Genomic DNA, 15,324 nt, shown 5'->3' with positions numbered 1-15,324 from the left:
AGAGTGTTATGAGTACCAAATGGATCATCGCCATCATTCCCACTGAACTGCTTGAGTCACTAGAGAGACAGCTTGCGACCGTCCACGCTCCTGGCCTGACGATCACAAAGGTCAAGGGGTACGGCGAGTACAAGAATTTCTTTTCCAGCGATCTGACTACCGTGCACACCAAGGTTGAAATCTTCGCGGATGAGGCCGAGGTCCAGGCCATCACCAACGCGATCGTTGAAGTCGGTAAATCGACGGTGCCGGGCGCCGGCATCGTGGCGGTTGTTCCCGTCGAGGCGTTCTTGCATCTTCACGTTCCCGCTGGGGAGTCAGCTGGCGCGGCGGAATGATCCCATCGTAGACGGCACGGGCTCGCGTGCCCGTGTGGCAGGCGAGGTATGAGGGCACCCCCAAGAGGCATAGCGCGATCGCACGGCGTGGTCGGTCATTGAGGTCAGGGAGCGATGTATGGGATGGAGCGTGGCAGCGACGCGCACGGGCGATGGCGGGCGAATACGACGCCTCGCCCCGGCGCAGCTCGTTTGGCTGCTGCTCGCTTTCACGTGGCTCTGCATCGCAGGCGCCGCTGGCGTTGCTCACGCTGCGGGCGAGCAGGATCTCCTGCCGCCGGAGCAGGCTTTCCGCTTTTCGGCGCGGCAACTCGACGACCGCTCCATCGAGGTGCACTTCGACATCGCCGACGGCTATCACCTCTACCGTGAGCGATTCGCGTTCGCAGCGCAGCCGGCAGGGGTCAAGCTCGGTGCGCCCGAGTTTCCGCCCGGGCAGGTCAAGTTCGACGAAGCACTCGGCAAGCAGATGGAGACCTATCATGCCGGCGTCACCATTCGCGTGCCGGTGGCGGTCGCGCCGGCAGACGGCGAATGGTCGCTGACGGTGACGTCACAAGGCTGTGCCGACAAAGGAATCTGCTATCCGCCGATGAAGAATGTGTACAAGGTCGGCGGTGGCCTGCTCGGTGGCCTATTCGATAAGCATCGGAGCAGCACACCAATGACGTCGCTCGTGCCGCCGGCGACGCCGACTTTGCCCAGTTTTGGGGAGGGGCAAACTCGGCTTGCTGTTCCATCAGCCGCGCCAAGGAAGGACAACGGCGACCGCATTGCCCGCGTGCTGGCCAGCCAACAGCTTGGGAAGATTGCCACGGTCTTCCTCGGTTTCGGCCTGCTGCTGACGCTCACGCCAAGCGTGCTGGCGATGGCGCCGATCCTGTCGTCTATCGTCGTCGGCGAGCACGTGACGCGCGGTCGCGCCTTGCTGGTCTCGTCAGCCTACGTGCTCGGAACGGCGGTGGCTCATGCCGGTATCGGCATGGCTGCAGGATTGCTCGGCGAGCGATTCTCGGCGGGACCGTGGGCGCTGGGAGTTTTTGCCGCGCTGGCGGTGGCCCTGGCGCTGTCGATGTTCGGGCTCTGTGAACTGGGGTGGCAACCCCCTATGGCGGCGTCCGCGAACCGGTGGTCGGGCGGACGGATTGCCATTGCCGCAGCATCGGGGGTGGTTGCAGCATTGGTCGTCGTTCGCAGCGTGCCTGCGCCGCTGGCGGGCGCGCTGGCCTACGCCGAGCAAACCGGTGATGCCGTTGGCGCTGGCGGCGCACTATTCGCTATGGCGATCGGTATGGGAGTGCCGCTGGTGCTGGTCGGCGTCGCTACCGGCTATCTCGTGCCGCACGCTGGGCACTGGCTGAAGGTGACGAAGCGCTTCCTGGGTTTCCTGTTGCTCGGCGAGGCGATCTGGGCTGTCAGCCCGCTTTTGCCACCCTGGGTATTGATGGCAGCATGGGCCATGCTGCTGCTGATTGCCGCCGCCTTCCTGGGTGCCTTTGATTCGCTTGGTCCCGAGCCTCGCAGCTTGGCCCGGTTGGGCAAAGGCATGGGCGTGGTGGCCGCGCTGGCAGGGGCGATCCTGCTGGTCGGTCTCGCGTCAGGTGGACGAGATCTGCTCCAGCCGCTGTCGCACCTGCGGGATCGCCAGGTGGCGCCTGCCTCCACGGCTGGCCCGGCGCTGGTGCGCTTCGAGCGCATCCGTTCTGTGGTCGAACTCGACGCGCGCCTGGTGCAGGCCGCCGCGGCCGGCAAGCCGGTGCTACTGGATTTCTATGCCGATTGGTGCGTCAGTTGCAAGGAGATGGAACGCTTGACCTTTAGCGATCCGAGAGTCCAGGCACGGCTGGCTGGTGTTGTACTGCTGCAGGCGGACGTGACCCGCAATACTGAGGAAGACCGCGCCCTGCTCAAACGCTTCGGCCTGTTCGGCCCACCCGGGATCATCTTGTACGGTGTCGACGGACGTGAGAGCCCGGTGCGGGTGATCGGCTTCCAGTCCGCAGGCCTTTTCCTCGACAGTCTCTCGACGGCGTGGAACGACAGCGGGAAGCGTTGAGGACTGCCCGATTCCCCATCCGCAGCTATACAACGGCATTGCCACCGCATTCCGGATGCAGCGGGTTGGGTGGCCAGTTCTTTTATGGGCACCGCCTTTGAATGAAGGCCGAGATTTCCTCAGGGCGTGCGAACACCACGGCGGCGCGGTCGCCCTGCATGCCTGTGTCGATCAGCACGGGTTGGCCGGCAGCCGGGCCCGCAGCGCTGCCATCCGTTTTGAATCGCAGGTTGAACTCCCAAAAGGCATGGGTCTTCCGGTCGGCGGTGGTCAGACGATAGGTATCGCCACAGTAGCGGATTGAGGTAACCCGCGACGCCGCATCGAGTTCCTTCAAGTTCGGTAGGCCATGATCGGGCACCTTCACGCGCCCCGTGGAAACTGCCTCAAGGTAGGCGACCAGATCGGCTCGCGTATGTGCATCGGCAACACCAGGAAAGGTCATCGTATTGCCTGGCACCATGGCCGCCGGATTCTTGAGCCATGCATCGAGGTTCCGTTTGTCCCAGACCAGACCTGATTGCTTGACGGCGTCAGAGTAGCGTGCAAAGCCGTTGGCTGTGCCTGCTTTGCGTCCCAAAACGCCCGCCAAGCTCGGGCCCGTTAAGTGGCGACCCGGTGCAAATGAATGGCACGCCATGCAAGTGCGGGCGGCTTGTGCACCACGCGCGGGGTCACCCTCTGCACGAGCCGGCGCGCCAAAGGCAAGTGAGGCCAAAGCGATCCCGATCGCATGAAGAGCAGGTCGTTGAATCATTGGGCCGCAGGCGCGAGCGCCACAACACCCGCTCCAAAGTGTCTTGCACCAGATCGTCCGCCCAGGTCCGGTCGCCGGTCTGCGCACGAGCATTGCACTGCAAATGCGGCAACCAGATGAGCAAGTCGGGGCTGGAAACACATATCCGACTGCCCTGTCGAGGCGGAGCGGTTCGCTCCGCGTCTTATACCGGCTTCCATGCGCCCCTCAAACGCGCTAGTCAAGGCCTGGCCACGTGCCACGCGCCGATGACGCCGTCGCCGGTGGTGTCGCCCGGCTTCTGGTCCTTGCTCCAGCGGTACAGCGGGTGGCCCTTGTAGGCCCACTGGCGCTTGCCGTCATCACGGGTGATGAAACTCCAGTCGCCGCTCGCCTTGTCATATGAATCGGCCAGCGCGGGTGGCCAGTTGGTCGCACACGTCCCGCTGCACGCGCTTTTGCCAACCGTAGTGTCTTTGTCGAAAACATACAGCGTCATCTTGTGCTCATCGACCAGCTTGCCTTGCATAACCTCGGGCGGCTCGGCAAGCGCCGGAAACGATGCGACCGCGCCCAGCGCCAACATCATCAGGGTACGCGACATAGTGTGCTCCTTGCGTTGTTGATCAATATCTACGCTAGCGTCGGGACGGCAAGCTGCTACCAACGACCTGGGAATCCCGGTTGTGTGAGATGAGTATAGGTGGTGAAAACCGCACGGCAATTGATGCTGTAGCACGCCGCGGTGTCGACGAAGAGGCGAAGCATGGATTTTACGGTGGAGCGCTTTGTGACGCCGATCCATCAGATGCCGACGAGGCCAGTTAGAGGGTTGGCCGGGAAATCAACGGCGCCGGGCGCCGGGATTGTGGCGGTCATTCCGGTTGAACGTTTTCTGCACCTGCACGTTTCAGCCGAAACAAAGGACCAGTGAACGCGCCCGGCAAAGACGGACGTCACGAGTGCACCTGCGAGATTGAGGTGCTACGCTCCTGGACAACGCGAGCGTGCTCGACGACCCTGACTGGGAGAGGGCCGCCGCGAACATGCGATAAGAAAAGAACCCCAAAAGGGGTTCTCCAAGCCACCGGGGAAGTGCAATTCCAGGCGATCTTTATTGATGGCCGCCGTCCGTGTACGGATCGCGTTTACCCATCGAATTCGCGCCATCGGTGTAGACATCGCGAGTTCCGCCCCTGCCATCAGTGTAGGGGTCGCGCGCTCCAACGGATTGAGCACCATCGGTATAGACGTCGCGCGGTCCAGGGCCGCCGGCCGCGCCGGCTACGTTCATGCTCAGCGTCAGCAATGCGGCTGCCACTAGGGCGGACTGTTTGAGGTAGTTCATCGCGTTCTCTCCTGCTTGAAGTTGAAACAAGGTCTTACTCTGCGTATGCAGTGTAGAGACTCGCGAATAACAGAAACGTGACCCTCGTATTACAAGTTCGTCAGGCCGATGCGCGATCGTGTGAGGTACCTCCATGCATCGATGGTGCGGTGTCTGAAAGGCCACAAACTCCCGTACCTGTCCGAATGGTAATCGGACCGCCATGTGTCGGTAATGTGCGCCGGCCCGAAAGGGTTCCCAAGCTAAGCGAGCGCATCGGCCACCTCGACCCGATGGGGTAAGCGAATGGAGAACCGGGTGCGCCCGTTAATACGTGACACGGTGATGGCGCCGCTGTGTGCCACGACGATCGCCTTGGTGATAGCCAATCCGAGGCCAGCGCTTTCTGACTCAGGCCGCGCGCGTGACTTGTCCACTCGGAAGAAGCGCTCAAAGATGAACGGCAGCAAATGCGGTGCGATTTCGTCGCCGTCGTTGTCCACTGAAATCATCATGCCCTCGCGGTCATCGCTGACCGAGACGACCACGTGACCACGTCGCGGGGTATGGCGGATGGCGTTGGACAGCAAATTGCTCAGCGCGCGGCGCAGCATGAGTCGGTCGCCCGTGACGTGACCATCCCCGCGCAATTCGAGCTGGACAACCTTGTCTTCGGCGAGCGCGTCATAGAACTCGAATAACGCGCGGATTTCGTCAGCGATATGAATGTCCTCGGCGCTCGGTAGTGTCAGGCTATGCTCCATCTTCGCGAGATAGAGCATGTCGGACACCATGCGCGCCAGGCGTTGCAGTTCCTCCGCGTTGGAGGTCAGCACGTCGCGATACTTGGTGCCCTCGCGCGGCTGGGACAGCACGACCTCAGTCTGCGTGAGCAAGTTGGTGATGGGCGTACGCAGTTCGTGCGCGATGTCGGTCGAGAAGTCCGACAGGCGGTGGAAATCGTTCTGGAGCCGCTCCAGCATGGCGTTCAGGGTGGCGGCAAGGTCCGCCATTTCTACTGGCACGGTTTCAACGGGCATGCGTTCGTCGAGCTTGTCGGCCGTCACCGTGCGCGCACGCGAGGCCATGGTGCGCAGCGGCGCCAGACCCCGGCGTGCGGCCCACCATCCGAACAGGCCCGTGGCCAAAGCTGCGACGGCGATGTAGAAGGCCAGCGTACCCCGGAACGTATGCAGGAAGTGGGCATGGATGTCCGTGTTGATGCCCAGCAGGATATCGAGGGCATCGGACGAACCATCGCGCAGCGGGATTGCCGCGTGCATGCCCCGGTACTGTTGGCCGCCTTGTTCCCAGACGAGGGCGTCGCTGTTGCGCCGTTGCTGTGCCAATGCTTGCATCGCAGTCTGAAAGTCGAAATCTTTGGACGCGTACAGAATTTGCTGGTCCGGACCCTGGATGCGCACAACGAGATCAGAGCGGTGCTGCAGCGCTTCGCGGATTCGCTCCGGCACCTGCTGGGCGGGGCTCGATTCGACGATTTTCTGGATGACACTGACGTTCTCACGCAGCGCGGTGTAATCCTCAACCGCGAAGTGCCGGTCCATCGCGAGTGCAATCACGACACCCAGGCCCAGCAAGACGGCTGCCGAGCACAGCGAGAAATACGCGGTCAGCCGCGTCGTGAGGGAGAACCGTCCCATCAAGCCGCTTCCTCTGGGGCTTCGAGCACATAACCCATGCCGCGCACCGTTTGGATCAGCTTCGGCTCGAAGTGGTCGTCGATCTTGGCGCGCAGGCGGCGGATGGCGACATCGATCACGTTGGTATCGCTGTCGAAGTTCATGTCCCAGACCTGGGAGGCGATCAGCGAGCGTGGCAGGACCTCACCACGGCGCCGGACCAACAACTCCAGCAGGGAGAACTCCTTGCTCGTCAGCGGGATTTTCTGGCCACCGCGTGATGCGCGGCGGCGGGCCAGATCCAGCACCAGGTCGGCCACCTGGATGCGGTCGGCCGAGACGGCCCCGATTCCACGGCGCAGCAGCGTGCGGACCCGCGCGAGCAGCTCGGCAAACGCGAACGGCTTCACCAGATAGTCGTCGGCACCCAGTTCGAGGCCTTTGACGCGGTCTGCCACGCTGTCGCGTGCGGTCAGGAATAGCACCGGCACTGCCTGTTCCGCGGCTCGCAACGATTGGACGATCTGCCAGCCGTCCACGTCAGGCAGCATCACATCCAGCACCAGCAAGTCGTAGTCACTCGTCATGGCCAGATGCCGGCCGTCGGTACCGTTGCGGGCCAGATCCACCACGAAGCCGGCTTCAGTCAGGCCTTGCTGCAGGTACTCTCCGGTTTTGGGTTCATCCTCGACGACCAACAGCTTCATATTGCGCCTGAATCACTTTCTATGGCTTGTATGGGCTGTAGAGTACCGCGCTGTGGGCCGCATCACACCAAGATGACTGATTTGTAATGTTTCGGTCAGGTCGGGGTAGCCTGGCACTGGGTAGCCTGCACGCAGCTTTCTGAGTCGGACACTACGTAAGGAAAACTCGATCATGCGCAGCAATCGTGCATCCGGCCTCGTACTACCAAATCTGCCGCGGCGGCGGTTCGTGCAAGGTTTGGCCGCCGGCGGGGTCATTGCCGGCCTGGGGCTGGGTGGTTTCACTTCGGCAGCATCTGCCGCGTCCACCGCGCTGGGGACGGCTCCGGTGTTGCGCGGCACCGAATTCGATCTGGTGATCGACGAGACACCGGTCAACTTCACCGGCAAGCCGGCCATGGCGACGACCATCAACGGCATGCTGCCCGGGCCTACGCTCCGCTGGCGCGAGGGTGATACGGTCACTCTGCGTGTCACCAACCGCTTGCGAGAGCCGACCTCGATCCACTGGCACGGCATCATCCTGCCATTCCAGATGGACGGCGTGCCCGGCATCAGCTTCCACGGCATCCCGCCTGGCGAAACGTTCACCTATCGCTTCAAGGTTCAGCAAAGCGGCAGCTATTGGTACCACTCGCACTCTGGCTTCCAGGAGATGACGGGGGTGTATGGCGGTCTCATCATCGACGCCGCAAACGGAGACCCGATCCGTGCCGATCGCGATTACACCGTCTTGCTGTCGGACTGGACCGATGAAGACCCCATGCGGGTTCTGTCCAAGCTCAAAACGCAGAGCGACACCTACAACTACCACCAGCCCACGGTGGTGGACTTCTTCCGCGACGTCTCCAACGATGGCTGGAAGGCGGCCATGGACAAGCGGAGCATGTGGAACCAGATGCGCATGAACCCGACGGATCTGGCCGATCTCTCCGCTGCAACGCTCACCTACCTGACCAACGGCGTCACACCTGCCGGCAACTGGACGGGCCTTTTCTCGCCGGGCGAGACGGTGCGGCTGCGTTTCATCAATGGGTCGGGCAACACCTTCTACGACGTCCGCATCCCCGGGCTGAAACTCAAGGTGGTGCAGGTCGACGGGCAGAACATTGAGCCGGTCACCGTTGACGAGTTTCGCTTCGGCCCCGGCGAGACGTGCGATGTGCTCGTTTCACCCAAGGACGACGCCTATACGATCTTCTCGCAGTCGATGGACCGCACCGGCTATGCCCGTGGGACGCTTGCGGTTCGCCAAGGTTTGAAGGCGGAGGTGCCGGCGCTCGACAAGGTGGAATGGCTGTCCATGGCCGACATGATGGGGGATATGGGTGGGATGGGCGGAATGTCCGGCATGGATCACGGTGACATGCAGATGATGGGCGATGGCGGCATGACCATGATGGACTCCGGTGGCATGACGATGATGGACTCCGGTGGCATGACGATGATGGACCATAGCCAGCATGTGGAATCCGGTGGACCGCCGGACAGCCTGAAGGTGCCAAGCAAGAAGGCGCGGCATGCGCGCACGGAATATGGTCCGAGCACCGATATGCACGTCGACATGGCGCGCACCAACCTGGACGATCCCGGCATTGGGTTGCGCAACAACGGGCGGCGTGTCCTGGTGCTGGCCGACATGCACACGATCGGCGGTCCGATGGACAAGCGCGGTCCGCGGCGCGAGGTGGAACTGCATCTCACCGGCAACATGGAGCGCTACACGTGGTCGATCGACGGTGTGGAGTTCGGCAAGTCGACGCCGGTGCATTTCCAATATGGCGAAAGGCTGCGGGTCATTCTCCACAACGACACGATGATGACCCACCCGATGCACTTGCACGGCATGTGGAGCGAGCTGGAGGCGCCGGATGGCACCTTCCTCGCACGCAGGCACACCCTGCCTGTGCAGCCCGCGCAGCGCATCAGCTTTCTTGTCACGGCGGATGCGCTGGGCCGCTGGGCGTGGCACTGCCACCTGATGTTGCACATGGACGCGGGCATGTTCCGCGAAGTGGTGGTGGCCTGATGCTCGACTTTCACAGCGGATCGATCATGCGCAAGCACGCAAGGACACTATTGACGGTGGCGCTGGCTGTCGCCGGCATTGGCGTCGCCTCGGCCCAGGACATCCAACTGATGAATGGGGAGACTGCTCCAGCGTCCCAGTCCGAGCATCAGGGCATGGGCAATTCAATGCAGGGAATGGACCACAGCGCGATGCAGGGAATGGACCATGGCTCGATGCAAGGCATGGACCACGGTTCCATGCAAGGGATGGACCATGGCAGCATGAACATGCAGGGCGGTTCCGCACCTCCCGACGCGCGCGACCCTGACGCCTATTCGGGCGGATACCAGCTCGGCACCGGCAAATACGCGCTGGGCGACCCCCGCCACATGATGATGATGGCGGATGAGCACAACTTTGGCTCCGTGCTGGTCGACCGGTTGGAGTGGGTGCACGGCAGCGACGCCAATGCAACGGCCTACGAGCTGCAGGCCCGGTTCGGCAGCGTGTACAACAAAGCTGTCCTCAAAGCCGAGGGCGACGTATCGAAGGGACGCTTTGAAGAGGCGCGCACCGAGTTGCTATGGAGCCATGCGGTGTCGACGTTCTGGGATACGCAACTGGGGATTCGGAACGACACAGGCTTTGGCCGGCCGGCGCGCAACTGGGTGGCGTTCGGCGTGCAAGGTCTGGCTCCGTACTGGTTTGATCTCGAAGCAACGGCGTATGTGGGCAACAGTGGGCGTACCGCATTGCGCCTGTCCAGCGAATATGAACTGCTGCTGACCCAGCGGCTGATTCTGCAGCCGCGCGTTGAAGCCAACTTCTACGGCAAGCGCGATCCGGACCTTGCCATCGGCAGTGGGCTTTCCAACGCGACGGCCGGCTTGCGGCTGCGCTATGAGTTCAGCCGCCAGTTTGCTCCCTATATCGGCGTCGAACGCAGCCAGTCATTTGGCGGGACGGCCAACATGATCGAAGCAGCGGGCGGGCGCCGTGGCGAGACCCGCTTTGTTGCGGGTGTGCGCCTCTGGTTCTAGTTTTCTCAACCCTAACCTCACGGGTATTCCTATGTTCACGTCTCGTTTTGCTACCAAGGCCATCATTGGCACGTCCCTGGCGCTCCTGGCTTCGGCAGCGTTCGCGCATCCCAAGCTTTTGTCTTCGACGCCCGCTGATCAGGCGGAAGTGACCGCGCCGGCGAAGGTCGAGCTGAAGTTCTCGGAGACCCTCACGACCCAATTCTCGGGGGCCAACCTCGTTATGACGGAGATGCCCGGCATGTCGGGACACAACCCGATGAAGGTTGCTGCAAAAGTCTCCGCCGGCGACGACGCCAAGACGATGATCATTACGCCCGCACAACCGTTGACGACCGGGACGTACAAGGTGGAGTGGCGCGCGGTCTCGTCGGATACCCACCCGATGACGGGAAACTTCTCGTTCAAGGTGAAGTAAAACCATGGCGGACGATTGGCTCAATATCGCCCTGCGCTTTGGGTTGTACCTGGACCTGACGATCCTGTTCGGGGTCTCGCTGTTCGGAGTCCAGGCGTTGCGGCCCGATCACCGGGCCTCGGCGATTGCGCGCCGATACGTCCGAGCCATCGGAGTCACTGCCGCTTTGGGCATCGTGCTGTCGCTCTGGAGCTTCGTTGTGATGGCCAAGGCGATGACGGGGGCCACCGACTACGCTGAACTGACCAGCCATGTCTTTGGCATGCTGCTGACCAGCACCGCGGTTGGCCTAGCCTGGATGGTACGTTTGGCGGCCCTGGCCGGATGCTTGGTCGCCGTTGCGCGTTTGCGGAAGCACCCAGCGCCTAACTTCGGCGTGTGTGCCGGGCTGGGTGCGGTGGCTTTGGTAACGGTCACTTGGGCCGGGCATGGGGCGATGGACGACGGTGCGAGGGGATACCTTCATCTCGTATTCGATATCGCCCACGTTTTGGCCGCTGGCGCCTGGGTCGGAGCATTGGCAGCGTTTGTGCTGCTGGCATCAACAAGGCAAGGGGCCTCTTCGGAAGCGGTGGAAATCCTTAGCCACACATCAAATGGCTTCGCGCGTCTTGGGACGCTGATCGTTGCCACGCTGCTGGCGACCGGGACGTTCAACTATCTTTTGATCGTCGGGCCGACGATTAACGGGCTGTTCTCCACGCTTTACGGGCGCTTGTTGTTGATCAAGCTGGCTCTGTTCGCGCTGATGCTCGGACTGGCCGCGGCCAATCGTTATCGGTTGAGCCCGCGGCTTGAGGCGGCGGTTCGGGCCGCAGACCACGCCAGTGCGGTGATGGCGCTGCGCCGCAGTCTGGTCACGGAAGCCAGCCTTGCCGTACTGATTTTGGCCTTGGTCGCCTGGCTTGGCGTGCTTTCGCCGCCTGGAACCTGATACTGATTACCTGTTCGCAGGAGGAACGACGATGATGAAATCGCAGATCGCCACGCCAGTGTCCGCGATAAGACGGTTCATGGTTGCGGGTCTAGTACTGCTGCCGGCCATGGCTCTGGGGCAAAAGGTCGGAGCGAAACCCGTGATTCAGGTATGGAAGACGCCCAATTGCGGCTGCTGCAAAGACTGGCTCACGCACCTGCAAGACAACGGTTTCGACGTCGTGACGCACGATGTCGAAGACACGGTTGAAGCCAGGAAGAAGGCGCGGATTCCTGAGCGCTACGCTTCTTGCCATACCGGCATCGTGCAGGGGTATGCCATGGAAGGGCACGTTCCGGCGCGCGAGATCAAGCGGCTGCTGCGCGAACGGCCAAAAGCGGTTGGACTTGCGGTGCCGAGTATGCCACTGGGCGCGCCAGGCATGAACGGTCCCGCTTACGGCGGCCGCCGCATGCCTTACAACGTGCTGCTCATTGGCGCCGACGGTCAATCGACCGTGTATCAGGCCTACAACTGATTCGCACGAGTACCGCAAAAGGCCCGCGATGAACGGTCCGTTGATGATCTCCATGCGCGTGGCGAGGGACGGCCACCCGTGAAAGGGATGTCTCCCGTCGATCTTCCGGCAAGCATTCACACGGACGGGACGCCGGTTCTCATCTTTTGGATCGTCATCATGCCGAGGTTCGCATGGTATCTGCGCCGAAGGTATGGTCGAAGACGGCGCTTGGGGGAGCGCCGAACCTTGCTCGCCCGCCACCCGGCCAAATCACCTCGATGCCGTTGACCCTCTCCAGCAACAGGAAATTATCGTGCAGGCCTTCAAGAAACTTCGTATTCCGCGTGTGCGCCGCTCACTGGCGTGGCAGGCTGGTGGATTGGCAACTTTGGGCGCGCTGGCAGCGTTGACCGTCCAAGCGGTTTGGCAGAGAGGTTATGCGCCGGCTGCACAGACGCCGTTTATCACCTGGAATTTCGCCTGGTCTTTAGTTTTGGCGCTGATTGTGGGTCTGGGCGTCCACTATCTAGTCCTTCGCGGCATGCTGCCAATGCGGCGTCTTGTTGCCAAGGGCCACCGCGTTGGCATAGCCGATTTGCCACCACAGAAATGCGTACCGACTGACTTCATACCGTGGGTCGATGCCTTGTGTGCCGTCTTGGCGCGGCACGAAAAGGCTCTGGAGCTTGCACGGTCCATTTACGCAGACCTCAATCACGACCTGCGCACACCGCTGCACAATCTCACCGTGCAGACGGAAGTGACGTTGATGGCTCATCGCAGCGTCGAAGAATACGAGGTGCTGTTGCGCTCCAACCTGGAAGAATTCATGCGACTTGCGACTGTCGCCGACAGGACGCTGCGAGCGCTACGCGAGCTTGCCTCGCAGCCTGACCCATCGTGATGGCGCCAGCGGCAACGGCATGAGCGCGCGACTACGGTCGAGCTCACATGACGAGATTGTAATGACATCGTCATGAGTGTGTAGGTGGTGTCTCCGTAGACTGCTCACACGGTCAACCACGGTGGTTGACCACTGACACGGAGAACAAAGCCATGAAGACCACTTCCCAGATTGCGATTGCCGGCATCCTGCTGTTTGTGTCGGCGATGCCCGCGCTTGCTGCCGGCAGCAACGCTCTGCTCAACTCGGTTCTGGAAAACGCTCGTACCCAAGGCCCGCGCGACCCGTACACCGACGGTGGCCGTATCCAGTCGCGCGATCCTTACACCGACGGCCAGAGCATCACGCAGCGCGACGTCTATACCGACGGTGCAAGCTCGGCACAACGCGACGTCTACACCAGCGGCCTGTAATTCAGCCCTTGGAAGGATGTCTGCCGAAGTCCGAGACTATGTGGTTCCTCGATAGTGGCGCGCCATATCGGGTAGTCATTTGTCCTCGATGGTATCGCTCCAAAACATCCCGGATGTGAACGCATGAGTTTGCTCAAGCGATTGTTAGGTGGCCACCACGGTGGCCATCGCCTGGACGGCGGTCACCATGGCAGACGTCATGGCGACGCCCGCGAACGCGCCCAGGCGTCGATCCCCTCGAATCCTGGGCTTACTTGTCTCGGGTGTGGCTCGATTGCATCGCAGCGGGCGCGGTTTTGTCCGCAGTGCGAAAAATCACTTACCGGGGTGGTGTGTGGTCAATGCGGGAGCACGGCCCAGCCGGGCGCGAAATTTTGTGCCGAATGCGGCACCGCGCTGTAGCGCCGACCTCGTCGTGCACTGCGCGGCTCTCTCCGACAAGCAGGCCTTTTGGTCTCGGTCGTAGCCGCCGGATTCGCTCCCGGATGCAGTCTTGTGTTGGGCGCGCGCGCCGCTAGACCTCGCCCTGTCATCATCCGTATCCCGCTCTTCGAGTAAACTGACGCGCAAATTCGTAAAGCGGTGCCATTTGCGCGCGCCAGCCAACACTTCTTCAGCCATTCATGCGGCGGTTCTGCTTGATCCTGCTTTTGTTGATCCTGCCATTCCAGTTCAACTGGGCGGTAGCGGCCGCCTATTGCCAGCATGAAGAGGCCAGCCAATCCAAGTGGCATTTCGGCCACCACGAGCACCACCATCAATCCAGCACAAAAGCGGGGCATGACAAGAAGGCCGTGATCGATACGGACTGCGGCGTATGTCATCTGGTCTCCGCCGCAATGGCCTGCGGTCAGCCACTTCGCCTCGACACGGTCGATCGCGCCCAGACGCCGCCCGTTTCACATGCGTTGAAATTGACCTCATCTAGCACCCGCGCACCGGATCGCCCCCAATGGCGCCGTCTCACATAGACGGCGAGACCCACTGAACCTGCGTCTCGCCGAATTCCCACGGTTTGTATCCTGGTGCAATTCGATGCGACGACTATTTTTGCCGCTTGGGCTAGCGGCTGTTGTGATCAGCCCATCTTTTGCTGCGAATTCCAACGCGGCACCCCTTGTTTCTTCCGGCACAGTACTGGAGGCTCCTGGTCCTTTGACGCTTGAGCGCGCCATGGAATTGGCGAGTGCAGGTAACTTCACGCTTTCTGCTGCGCAGAAAGAAGTCGATGCCAATGAAGGTGCGGTCATGCAGGCACGCACCATTCCCAACCCCGAAGTGGCCGCGACCATGGAGGACACGCGCTCGGAGTCGCGCACGACGACCGGACAGCTCAATATTCCTGTGGAGCTGGGCGGCAAGCGTTCGGCGCGTATCGTCGCGGCCGAAAAAGGCCGGGAACTCGCGCAAGCGCAACTGGCGACAACGCGGGCCGAACTGCGATCCAACGTGATTCGCGGCTTCTTTGAAGTGCTGGTTGCCCAGGAACGGGTCAAGCTCGCGCAGGCCTCGGCGGACTTGGCCGCCAAGGGCGCGCAGGCAGCAACGCGCAGAGTGGCAGCGGGCAAGATCTCGCCGGTCGAAGAAACCAAGGCAAAGGTCGAGCAAGCCAACGCCGAACTCGAACTCGACAACGCCAACGCCGAACTGCGTTCCGCACGGGCCTCGCTTGCAGCGCTCTGGGGCAACGCCACGCCGCAGTTCTCCGCGGCGCAGGGTAGCCTCGACGCGCTGCCGTCACGGCCCGGTCTCACGGAGCTGCTGACCGAGCTCGACCACTCGCCGCTCGTATTGGCCGACCAGGTCGAGCTGGATCGCCGGCAAGCCCTGGTGGGCGTGGAGCGCAGCCGCCAATACCCCGATGTGACCGTCAGCGTGGGCGCCAAGCGCGACAACAGCGCGAATCGCAACATGGCGGTGCTAGGCGTGTCGATTCCGCTGCCCTTGTTCGATCGCAATCAAGGCAACCTGTACGAGGCCATCCGGCGTGCCGACAAGGCGCAGGACGAGGTGCTGGCTAATCGCATCCGGCTGGCAAATGAGATGCAGCAAGCGTCGAACGAGTTGACGGTCTCTCGTCGCTCCGCGCAGACGCTCAAAGAGACGATCCTGCCGGCCGCCGAGCAAGCCTATAGCGCAGCGGCACGGGGCTTCGAAGCCGGGAAGTTCAATTTTCTGGATGTGCTGGACGCACAAAGAACGTTGTTCCAAGCACGTATCCGTTATCTCGACGTGTTGGCGAAGGTCTATCAATCCGTGACGACCATCGACCGCCTGTTAGGCCGCTAACTCAGAATC

Annotated in this window: 18 protein-coding genes and 1 pseudogene; 13 read left to right on the top strand and 6 right to left on the bottom strand. The window is 62.0% G+C overall.

Annotated features, from left to right (window positions below):
- Positions 1-8 precede the first annotated feature (8 nt).
- Together TK49_RS22415 and dsbD are read left to right on the top strand one after the other, a co-directional pair.
- On the top strand, positions 9-338 hold the full coding sequence (locus TK49_RS22415) for a P-II family nitrogen regulator (RefSeq protein ID WP_045220170.1): 330 nt from the start codon (positions 9-11) through the stop codon (positions 336-338).
- A gap of 118 nt (positions 339-456) precedes the next feature.
- Positions 457-2,394 (top strand): protein-disulfide reductase DsbD, encoded by a 1,938-nt coding sequence (gene dsbD / locus TK49_RS22410; RefSeq protein WP_045220169.1) that lies wholly within the window; start codon positions 457-459, stop codon positions 2,392-2,394.
- An 82-nt stretch (positions 2,395-2,476) separates the two neighbouring features.
- Here dsbD and TK49_RS22405 read toward each other — a convergent pair whose 3' ends face one another.
- The 3 genes and pseudogenes from TK49_RS22405 to TK49_RS22400 form a co-directional block, all read right to left on the bottom strand.
- Positions 2,477-2,974 (bottom strand): c-type cytochrome, encoded by a 498-nt coding sequence (locus TK49_RS22405; protein ID WP_376717870.1) that lies wholly within the window; start codon positions 2,972-2,974, stop codon positions 2,477-2,479.
- Between the two features lie 193 nt (positions 2,975-3,167).
- A pseudogene (locus TK49_RS25245) lies at positions 3,168-3,296 on the bottom strand (hypothetical protein); the annotation flags it as partial.
- A gap of 75 nt (positions 3,297-3,371) precedes the next feature.
- Entirely contained in the window at positions 3,372-3,734 is a 363-nt protein-coding gene (locus TK49_RS22400) for a COG4315 family predicted lipoprotein (RefSeq protein ID WP_045220165.1), read from the bottom strand.
- A 162-nt stretch (positions 3,735-3,896) separates the two neighbouring features.
- On the opposite strand from TK49_RS22400, the gene TK49_RS24660 reads away from it, so the two are divergent.
- Positions 3,897-4,064, top strand: coding sequence for a hypothetical protein (locus TK49_RS24660; RefSeq protein WP_154205931.1), 168 nt, complete (start codon positions 3,897-3,899; stop codon positions 4,062-4,064).
- Between the two features lie 180 nt (positions 4,065-4,244).
- Here the strand turns inward: TK49_RS24660 and TK49_RS22395 are convergent, their stop codons facing one another.
- The 3 genes from TK49_RS22395 to TK49_RS22385 all read right to left on the bottom strand — a co-directional run bounded on the left by TK49_RS22395 (position 4,245) and on the right by TK49_RS22385 (position 6,804).
- The gene (locus TK49_RS22395) at positions 4,245-4,478 is read right to left on the bottom strand and encodes a hypothetical protein (RefSeq protein WP_045220164.1); all 234 of its coding nucleotides are present in this window, start codon (positions 4,476-4,478) and stop codon (positions 4,245-4,247) included.
- 242 nt (positions 4,479-4,720) lie between these two features.
- Entirely contained in the window at positions 4,721-6,118 is a 1,398-nt protein-coding gene (locus tag TK49_RS22390) for a heavy metal sensor histidine kinase (protein WP_045220162.1), read from the bottom strand.
- On the bottom strand, positions 6,118-6,804 hold the full coding sequence (locus TK49_RS22385) for a heavy metal response regulator transcription factor (RefSeq protein ID WP_045220160.1): 687 nt from the start codon (positions 6,802-6,804) through the stop codon (positions 6,118-6,120). The genes TK49_RS22390 and TK49_RS22385 overlap by 1 nt, the downstream gene beginning before the upstream one ends.
- Before the next feature lie 172 nt (positions 6,805-6,976).
- Here TK49_RS22385 and TK49_RS22380 point away from each other — a divergent pair, with 172 nt between their 5' ends.
- The 10 genes from TK49_RS22380 (at position 6,977) to TK49_RS22340 (ending at position 15,315) form a co-directional block, all read left to right on the top strand.
- Complete coding sequence (locus TK49_RS22380; protein WP_045220158.1) at positions 6,977-8,833, top strand: copper resistance system multicopper oxidase; 1,857 nt, start codon at positions 6,977-6,979, stop codon at positions 8,831-8,833.
- A complete protein-coding gene (locus TK49_RS22375; RefSeq protein WP_045220156.1) occupies positions 8,833-9,855 on the top strand; it encodes a copper resistance protein B in 1,023 nt (340 codons plus the stop codon). The genes TK49_RS22380 and TK49_RS22375 overlap by 1 nt, the downstream gene beginning before the upstream one ends.
- 31 nt (positions 9,856-9,886) lie before the next feature.
- Positions 9,887-10,273 (top strand): copper homeostasis periplasmic binding protein CopC, encoded by a 387-nt coding sequence (gene copC / locus TK49_RS22370; protein WP_045220154.1) that lies wholly within the window; start codon positions 9,887-9,889, stop codon positions 10,271-10,273.
- A gap of 4 nt (positions 10,274-10,277) precedes the next feature.
- Complete coding sequence (gene copD, locus TK49_RS22365; protein ID WP_045220151.1) at positions 10,278-11,207, top strand: copper homeostasis membrane protein CopD; 930 nt, start codon at positions 10,278-10,280, stop codon at positions 11,205-11,207.
- Between the two features lie 31 nt (positions 11,208-11,238).
- Complete coding sequence (locus TK49_RS22360) at positions 11,239-11,727, top strand: DUF411 domain-containing protein (protein ID WP_045220149.1); 489 nt, start codon at positions 11,239-11,241, stop codon at positions 11,725-11,727.
- A 193-nt stretch (positions 11,728-11,920) separates the two neighbouring features.
- Positions 11,921-12,613, top strand: coding sequence for a sensor histidine kinase (locus TK49_RS25055; RefSeq protein WP_240479892.1), 693 nt, complete (start codon positions 11,921-11,923; stop codon positions 12,611-12,613).
- Positions 12,614-12,765: 152 nt separating this feature from the next.
- Positions 12,766-13,026 carry a hypothetical protein gene (locus TK49_RS22350; RefSeq protein WP_045220146.1) on the top strand — a complete coding sequence of 87 codons (261 nt, stop codon included), beginning with the start codon at positions 12,766-12,768 and terminating at the stop codon, positions 13,024-13,026.
- A 123-nt stretch (positions 13,027-13,149) separates the two neighbouring features.
- Positions 13,150-13,428 carry a zinc ribbon domain-containing protein gene (locus tag TK49_RS24335; RefSeq protein WP_082076267.1) on the top strand — a complete coding sequence of 93 codons (279 nt, stop codon included), beginning with the start codon at positions 13,150-13,152 and terminating at the stop codon, positions 13,426-13,428.
- Positions 13,429-13,664: 236 nt separating this feature from the next.
- The gene (gene czcI / locus TK49_RS22345; RefSeq protein ID WP_223293269.1) at positions 13,665-13,997 is read left to right on the top strand and encodes a cation efflux protein, CzcI family; all 333 of its coding nucleotides are present in this window, start codon (positions 13,665-13,667) and stop codon (positions 13,995-13,997) included.
- A gap of 64 nt (positions 13,998-14,061) precedes the next feature.
- On the top strand, positions 14,062-15,315 hold the full coding sequence (locus tag TK49_RS22340) for a TolC family protein (RefSeq protein WP_024979375.1): 1,254 nt from the start codon (positions 14,062-14,064) through the stop codon (positions 15,313-15,315).
- Positions 15,316-15,324 lie beyond the last annotated feature (9 nt).

This window comes from Ralstonia mannitolilytica (assembly GCF_000954135.1).
Classification (GTDB): domain Bacteria; phylum Pseudomonadota; class Gammaproteobacteria; order Burkholderiales; family Burkholderiaceae; genus Ralstonia; species Ralstonia mannitolilytica.
This window is presented reverse-complemented; position numbering and strand designations above follow the sequence as displayed.

Excerpts from the sequence above, each read along its gene's own strand:
- TK49_RS22415 (WP_045220170.1), top strand. The coding sequence starts at position 9 with ATGAGTACCAAATGGATCATCGCCATCATTCCCACTGAACTGCTTGAG.
- dsbD (WP_045220169.1), top strand. The coding sequence starts at position 457 with ATGGGATGGAGCGTGGCAGCGACGCGCACGGGCGATGGCGGGCGAATA.
- TK49_RS22400 (WP_045220165.1), bottom strand. The coding sequence starts at position 3,734 with ATGTCGCGTACCCTGATGATGTTGGCGCTGGGCGCGGTCGCATCGTTT.
- TK49_RS24660 (WP_154205931.1), top strand. The coding sequence starts at position 3,897 with ATGGATTTTACGGTGGAGCGCTTTGTGACGCCGATCCATCAGATGCCG.
- TK49_RS22395 (WP_045220164.1), bottom strand. The coding sequence starts at position 4,478 with ATGAACTACCTCAAACAGTCCGCCCTAGTGGCAGCCGCATTGCTGACG.
- TK49_RS22390 (WP_045220162.1), bottom strand. The coding sequence starts at position 6,118 with ATGGGACGGTTCTCCCTCACGACGCGGCTGACCGCGTATTTCTCGCTG.
- TK49_RS22385 (WP_045220160.1), bottom strand. The coding sequence starts at position 6,804 with ATGAAGCTGTTGGTCGTCGAGGATGAACCCAAAACCGGAGAGTACCTG.
- TK49_RS22380 (WP_045220158.1), top strand. The coding sequence starts at position 6,977 with ATGCGCAGCAATCGTGCATCCGGCCTCGTACTACCAAATCTGCCGCGG.
- TK49_RS22375 (WP_045220156.1), top strand. The coding sequence starts at position 8,833 with ATGCTCGACTTTCACAGCGGATCGATCATGCGCAAGCACGCAAGGACA.
- copC (WP_045220154.1), top strand. The coding sequence starts at position 9,887 with ATGTTCACGTCTCGTTTTGCTACCAAGGCCATCATTGGCACGTCCCTG.
- copD (WP_045220151.1), top strand. The coding sequence starts at position 10,278 with ATGGCGGACGATTGGCTCAATATCGCCCTGCGCTTTGGGTTGTACCTG.
- TK49_RS22360 (WP_045220149.1), top strand. The coding sequence starts at position 11,239 with ATGATGAAATCGCAGATCGCCACGCCAGTGTCCGCGATAAGACGGTTC.
- TK49_RS25055 (WP_240479892.1), top strand. The coding sequence starts at position 11,921 with ATGGTCGAAGACGGCGCTTGGGGGAGCGCCGAACCTTGCTCGCCCGCC.
- TK49_RS22350 (WP_045220146.1), top strand. The coding sequence starts at position 12,766 with ATGAAGACCACTTCCCAGATTGCGATTGCCGGCATCCTGCTGTTTGTG.
- TK49_RS24335 (WP_082076267.1), top strand. The coding sequence starts at position 13,150 with ATGAGTTTGCTCAAGCGATTGTTAGGTGGCCACCACGGTGGCCATCGC.
- TK49_RS22340 (WP_024979375.1), top strand. The coding sequence starts at position 14,062 with ATGCGACGACTATTTTTGCCGCTTGGGCTAGCGGCTGTTGTGATCAGC.